The sequence below is a fragment of the Aureimonas phyllosphaerae genome (genome assembly GCF_900113065.1).
Lineage (GTDB): Bacteria > Pseudomonadota > Alphaproteobacteria > Rhizobiales > Rhizobiaceae > Aureimonas > Aureimonas phyllosphaerae.
Map to the genome: position 1 here is coordinate 209,872 of NZ_FOOA01000006.1, position 6,000 is coordinate 215,871.

Sequence of the window (6,000 nt, forward strand, 5' to 3'; positions counted from 1 at the left end):
CGAAGGGGGCCTTGGCGAATTGCCGACGGTCCGGCCATCCGGCCGGACGTCGCGCCCTTCCATCGCGATAGAAAGGGAATGGCGCATGCGAAGCTTGAGGGCGGACTCCGTCTCCGTCGCCTTTGCCGGGCTGAAGGCCCTGTCGGCGGTGGATCTCGAGATCGTGCCGGGGCGCATCACCGGCCTGATCGGGCCGAACGGCGCCGGCAAGACGACGCTCGTCAACGTCCTGACCGGCTTCCAGGCGCCGACCGGCGGCGCCGTGCAACTCGACGGCGCCAGCCTCTCCGGCCTCAAGCCCTTTCAGGTCCGCCGCCGCGGCATCGCGCGCACCTTCCAGGGCGGGCGGCTGTTCCGCGATCTGCCCGTGATTGACAATCTCGAGGTGACCGGCGTCGGGCTCGGCCTGTCGCGCCGGCAGGCGGTCGCCGAGGCCGAGGCGATGCTGCGCTGGATGGGCATCGCCGATCTCGGCTCCCGCATCGCCGGCACGCTCCCCTATACCGACGAGCGGCGGGTCGCGATCGGGCGGGCGCTGATGGGCCGTCCGGCCTTCGTCCTTCTCGACGAGCCGGCGGCGGGCATGAGCGGGCCGGAAGCATCCGAGCTCTCGGCGCTGATCCGGCGCATTGCCGCCGATCTCGGCTGTGGCGTCCTTCTCATCGAGCACAATGTCGGGCTGGTTCTCGGCCTGTGCGAGCACATCGTGGTGCTGGATTCGGGCGCCGTGATCGAGGAGGGGCCGCCCGCCGCCATCCGCGCGAGCGAAAAGGTGCGCCACGCCTACATGGGCACCGCCGCCGATGCCCCGGTTCCCGTCGAAGCGCTGGAGATCGCCCCGTGAGCCTTCTCGAACTCTCCGGCATCACCATCCGCTACGGACGCCTCACCGCCGTGCGCGAGGTGTCCTTCTCGCTCGACGAAGGCGAGATCCTCTTCGTCACCGGCCCGAACGGCGCCGGCAAGTCCTCGCTGATGCGGGCGATCGCGGGCGTCACCCGGCCCGCCGAGGGCACGATCCGGCTCGCCGGCACCGACATCACCGCCGAGAAGCCGGAAGGCATCGCGCGCCTCGGCGTCTCCATGGTGCCGGAAGGGCGCGAGGTGTTCGGCTCGCTCACCATCGAGGAGAACCTCATGGTCGGCACCGGCATGCGCGCCAGGGACCCCGGCGCCAAGGCGCGGGCGGCGGCCGAGCTCGAGGCGGTCTACGCGACGTTCCCGATCCTGAAGGAGCGCCGCCACCAGCAGGCCGGCCTCCTGTCCGGCGGCCAGCAGCAGATGCTGGTCATCGGCCGCGCCCTGATGACGGGCCCGAAGCTCATCGCCATCGACGAGCCCTCGCTCGGGCTCGCGCCCAACATCACCGACCAGGTCTACGAGCGGCTGATCGCGTTGCAGCGCGAGCGGTCCCTGACGCTTCTCGTCGTCGAGCAGAGCTCCACCCGCGCGGTGATGGTCGGCGGGCGGATGATCCTGATGCGCGGCGGGCGCGTCCTTCTCGACGGCGACGCGCGCGAGCTCGGGGACAGCGAGGCCATCAAGGCCGCCTATTTCGGCTACGAGGAGCACTGATCATGCTGCAGGTCGTCTTCGACGCGCTCTCGCTCGGCTCCCTCTACGCCCTTGGCGCGCTCGGCATCGCGCTGATCTTCGGCGTCATGCGCCTCGTCAACTTCGCCCATGGCGACGTCATCGCCTTCTCGATCTTCGCGCTGCTCTGGCCCTCGACGGATGCGATGGCGATCGTCTTCGCCGGCCAGCTGCCCTGGTATCTCCTCGTGCCCTTCGTGCTCCTCGTCGGCGCCGGGCTTTCGGTCCTGTGCGAGATCGTCGTCTTCCGGCGCTTCCGGCACGCCAGCCCCGCCACGATGATGATCGCCTCCTTCGCGCTCGGCTTCGTGATCCGCTACTTCCTCCTGATGCTCTTCACGAGCCGGCCGAAGTCGATCTCGTTGCTGCCGGGCCTGTCCCAGCCGGTCGAGATCCTCGGCGCACGCCTGCCGCTCCTCCAGCTCATCACGATCCTCGCAACGCTCGCGATCCTCGTCGGCCTCACCCTCTTCCTGCGCCGCACGCGCTTCGGGCTGGAGATGCGCGCGGCGGCCGAGAACTTCTCGATGGCCCGCATGCTGGGCGTGAAGGCCAACCGCGTGATCATGGGGGCCTTCGCCCTGTCGGGTGCGCTCGCCGCCGCGATCGGCCTGATCTTCGGCTCGCAGACCGGCACCGTCGACATCCAGATGGGCGCCTCGCTCATGCTGATGGCCTTCATCGCCACCGTCATCGGCGGTCTCGGGAGCCTGGCCGGCGCCGTGCTCGCGGGCTTCCTCCTCGGCGCCGCCTCGGTCGTCATGCAGGTCGCCTTGCCGCTCGACGCCCGCGCCTTCCGCGACGCCTTCGTCTACGCCGCCGTGATCCTCGTGCTTCTGTTCCGCCCGCAGGGGCTGATCGCCGCGCGCGGCACCAAGGAAAGGGTCTGATCCCGTGACCACGCCCTCCGCCTCGCTTCCCCTGACGGCCGCTCCGCTTGGCGAGGCGCGCAAGCCCGCGCGCTTCGCGCTCGCCGGCCGCACGATCCTGACGCCGGTCCTCCTGTCGCTGATCCTGATCGCGATCGCCGCCGTCACGGTCTGGACCGGCTCGCGGCCCTTCAACCAGACGGTGATCGACGTCTTCGTGCGCGTCATCTTCGTGGTCGGCCTCTACATCTTCATCGGCAATTCCGGCGTCCTCTCATTCGGTCATGCCGGCTTCGCGTGCCTTGGCGGCTACATGGCGGCCTGGCTCACCATCAACCCGGTGATGAAGGCGAGCGCGCTGCCGGGCCTGCCGGACCTCATCCTCGCCGCGCGCCTGCCCTACTGGCAGGCGGCCGCGCTCGCCGCGCTCTTCGCCGGCCTCGCGGCCCTCGTCTTCGGCCGGGTGCTGATGCGCCTGTCGGGCATTGCCGCCTCGATCGCGACCTTCGCGGTGCTCGCCATGATCAACACGGTCTACGCCAACTGGGACTCGGTGACGGGCGGCACCTCGTCGGTGGTCGGCATTCCGATCGTGCGCACCCTCTGGCCCTATCTCGTCGGCGCCGTGGTCGCGGTCTTCGTCGCCTGGGCGCATGCGATCTCGCGCTCGGGGCTGGCGCTCCGGGCCGCGCGCGACGAGCCGACGGCGGCCAGCGCGTCGGGCGTCGACATCCCGCGCGAGCGCCTCGTCGCCTTCACCATCTCGGGCGCGGTGATGGGCATGGGCGGCGCGCTGATGGCCCATTCCGTCGGCGTCGTCACGCCCGACACGTTCTATCTCGGCCTCACCTTCATCACCCTGTCGATGCTCGTCGTCGGCGGCATGAACAGCCTGACCGGGGCCGTTCTGGGCACCGTCATCCTCTCCGCCCTGATCCAGATCCTGCGCTGGTTCGAGGCGGGCGTGGCCGTCGGCGGCACCGAGATCGCCCTGCCGAAGGGCCTCCAGGAGATCGCCCTCGGCGTCATCATGATCGTGATCCTCGCGCTCCGGCCGGCCGGCCTCTTCGGTCGGGCCGAGATCACGCTTCGTCGAAAGTCCCGCAACATCTGATCCCGCCGGCATGACGCCGGACGGTCCAGCAAAGGAGACGTGCATGACAAAGACCCAGCACCTTGTCGCAGCCGCCCTGGCCTCGGTGGCTCTCACCGCGCCGGCCTTTGCGGCCGACGACACGATCAAGATCGGCTTCGCCACGGCCGAGTCCGGCTTCATGGAGGCCTACGACAAGCCGGCGACCGACGCGGCGCTCATCCGCATCGACGAGATCAACAAGGCCGGTGGCCTCCTCGGCAAGCAGATCGAGGTGGTGAAGGCCGACACCAAATCCGACCGCGCCGAGGGCGCCAAGGCGGGCCTGACCGTCATCGACGACGGCGCCGACCTCGTGGTCGTTTCCTGCGACTACGACTTCGGCTCGCCCGCCGCGCTCGCCGCCGAGGACGCCGGCAAGGTGTCGTTCTTCCTGTGCGCCGAGTCCGTCAAGGCCGGCATCCAGGGCGTCGGCCCGCTCTCCTTCTCGGCCTCGGTGCTCGCCCCGGTACAGGGCGCGGCGATGTCGGAATGGGCCTTCAAGGAGAAGGGCGCCAAGGACTTCTACAAGCTCCTCGACACCTGGACCGTCTACAACAAGGGCATCTGCGACGGCTTCGACTGGATGATGCCCAAGCTCGAGGCGCAAGGGGCCAAGCTCGTCGGCGAGGACACGTTCAAGAACGAGGACGCCTCGATCGCCGCGCAGATCACGCGCATCAAGTCGCTTCCCAAGGAGCCCGACGCGATCATGCTCTGCACCATGATGCCGGGCGGCGTCTCGGCGGTGAAGCAGATCCGGGCGGCCGGCATCAACTCGATGATCCTGACCGGCTCGGGCATGGACGGCAGCTACTGGCTGCCCGCGGTGCCCGACCTGTCGAACTTCTTCATCCCGGTCCAGGGCTCGATCTACGGCGACGACCCGAACCCGGACGTCAAGAAGTTCAACGCCGCCTTCAAGGAGAAGACCGGCGCCGACCCGTCCAGCCAGTACGCCTATCCAGGCTACGTGATGGTGGACGTCTGGGCGAAGGCCGTCGAGCGCGCCGGCTCCACCGACGCCGAGGCCGTGGTGGCCGAACTCGAGAAGATGAAGGACGAGCCGACCCTCTTCGGACCGCGCACCTTCACCTCCGAGCTGCACCACCAGAACAACGCGACCTATCTCGTGGTCGACGTCGAGAAGGGGAAGCCCGGCGTCGTCGGCAAGTGGACCCTGTCCGAGCCTGTGCCGATGGACGCGATCATGAAGTAAGGATGAGGGCGCCGTCCTCGGACGGCGCCCCGACGACCGAAAAAAGGCCTCGGCCGCGCGATGCGGCCGGGGCCTTTTTCGTCCGCCGATTGCGACCGGCCGTCAGGTCCGGTTCTTGCGATAGGAATCCTTCAGCGAGATCAGCTCGCCGTCGAAGTGGAAGATGTCGCAGCCGTCGACCTCGACACGCGCGCCCGCCGCCGACGTTCCGACGAAGCGCCAGGACGAAAGCCCCCTGTCGCCGGAGACAGCGTGGGCCCCTCGCGTCCAAGCGGCATCGGGGAAGGACGCGAACAGGGCGGCATAGGCGGCGCGCACCGCGTCGCGGCCCTCATGCCGCGCGCCGTCCGGTCCCGGTCCCGCCGAGCCGTGGAAGGCGCAGGCGTCCGCCATGCAGGCCATCAGCGCTTCAACATCATGGGCGTTCCAGGCGGCCATGAATCGGTCGAGCACGGCGAGGCGGCGCGCCGACAGGTCGCTGTCCACCGCCTCGACCTCCAGGAAGGAGAGGGGCCCGTCGCCACCGTTGACGACGTTGTGAGCGACCCCGGTGCGCCGGGAATAGGGCACGCCCTGCCGAAGCTCGGCGCTCGCCACTCCGCCGTCTGGCAGGCCGAGATCGAGGCGTCCGTCGGTGAGGGGGACGATGACGTAGTCGTGCCCGTGGATGTGCCAGCCGGTCTCGGCGCCCGGCTGGAACCGCCATTCCGTGACGCGGAACCGCCCGTCGTCGATATGGACGACGGGCTCGGCCTTGGCCCGGCTCACAGGAGCCCCTCCTTGTGCGCGGCGTCGGTCAGTCGGGCGAGCGTTCGTCCCATGCGGGTCATGATCTCGTCGACGTCGTCGGCCGTCACGATCATCGGCGGGCAGAGCGCCAGCTGGTCGCCGATGGCGCGGAAGATCAGCCCCTCGTCGTGGCCGATCACTGCGGCCATGCGCCCGACCGCGCCGACCGTCTCGAAGGGACGCTTCGTCGCCTTGTCGGCCACAAGCTCCAGCGCCCCGATCAGCCCGTCGCCGCGCGCCTCGCCGACCAGCGGATGATCGGCGAACGAGCGAAGGCCCCCCTGGAACTGCGCCTCCAGCCGCGCCGCGTTCCCCGCCCAGTCCTGCTCCTCCATGATGGCAAGGTTCTCGAGCCCGACGGCCGTCGAGACCGGATGGCCGGACGCCGTGAAGCCGTG

At 69.6% G+C, this 6,000-nt stretch carries 7 protein-coding genes; 5 read left to right on the forward strand and 2 right to left on the reverse strand.

The features are described from left to right. Positions 1 to 85 precede the first annotated feature (85 nt). From BM175_RS10325 to BM175_RS10345, 5 genes are read left to right on the forward strand one after another with little or no spacing between them, the layout of a single operon-like run. A complete protein-coding gene (locus BM175_RS10325) occupies positions 86 to 844 on the forward strand; it encodes an ABC transporter ATP-binding protein (RefSeq protein WP_090962743.1) in 759 nt (252 codons plus the stop codon). Next, entirely contained in the window at positions 841 to 1,575 is a 735-nt protein-coding gene (locus tag BM175_RS10330) for an ABC transporter ATP-binding protein (RefSeq protein ID WP_090962745.1), read from the forward strand. Before BM175_RS10325 ends, BM175_RS10330 begins: the two co-directional genes overlap by 4 nt. Positions 1,576 to 1,577: 2 nt before the next feature. Next, the gene (locus BM175_RS10335; protein WP_090962747.1) at positions 1,578 to 2,483 is read left to right on the forward strand and encodes a branched-chain amino acid ABC transporter permease; all 906 of its coding nucleotides are present in this window, start codon (positions 1,578 to 1,580) and stop codon (positions 2,481 to 2,483) included. Positions 2,484 to 2,487: 4 nt separating this feature from the next. Beyond that, a complete protein-coding gene (locus BM175_RS10340; RefSeq protein WP_090962749.1) occupies positions 2,488 to 3,576 on the forward strand; it encodes a branched-chain amino acid ABC transporter permease in 1,089 nt (362 codons plus the stop codon). Between the two features lie 43 nt (positions 3,577 to 3,619). Then, positions 3,620 to 4,813 (forward strand): ABC transporter substrate-binding protein, encoded by a 1,194-nt coding sequence (locus BM175_RS10345; RefSeq protein ID WP_090962751.1) that lies wholly within the window; start codon positions 3,620 to 3,622, stop codon positions 4,811 to 4,813. A gap of 102 nt (positions 4,814 to 4,915) precedes the next feature. Here the strand turns inward: BM175_RS10345 and BM175_RS23315 are convergent, their stop codons facing one another. Both BM175_RS23315 and BM175_RS10355 read right to left on the reverse strand, forming a co-directional pair. Continuing rightward, the gene (locus BM175_RS23315; RefSeq protein ID WP_090962752.1) at positions 4,916 to 5,581 is read right to left on the reverse strand and encodes a nuclear transport factor 2 family protein; all 666 of its coding nucleotides are present in this window, start codon (positions 5,579 to 5,581) and stop codon (positions 4,916 to 4,918) included. Further along, on the reverse strand, positions 5,578 to 6,000 hold a 423-nt coding region (locus tag BM175_RS10355), incomplete at its 5' end, for an aminotransferase class III-fold pyridoxal phosphate-dependent enzyme (protein ID WP_139224603.1). The genes BM175_RS10355 and BM175_RS23315, both read right to left, overlap by 4 nt.

What these genes read in the sequence shown, in the direction of transcription:
- BM175_RS10325 (WP_090962743.1), top strand. Translation starts at nt 86, where the DNA reads ATGCGAAGCTTGAGGGCGGACTCCGTCTCCGTCGCCTTTGCCGGGCTG.
- BM175_RS10335 (WP_090962747.1), top strand. Translation starts at nt 1,578, where the DNA reads ATGCTGCAGGTCGTCTTCGACGCGCTCTCGCTCGGCTCCCTCTACGCC.
- BM175_RS10345 (WP_090962751.1), top strand. Translation starts at nt 3,620, where the DNA reads ATGACAAAGACCCAGCACCTTGTCGCAGCCGCCCTGGCCTCGGTGGCT.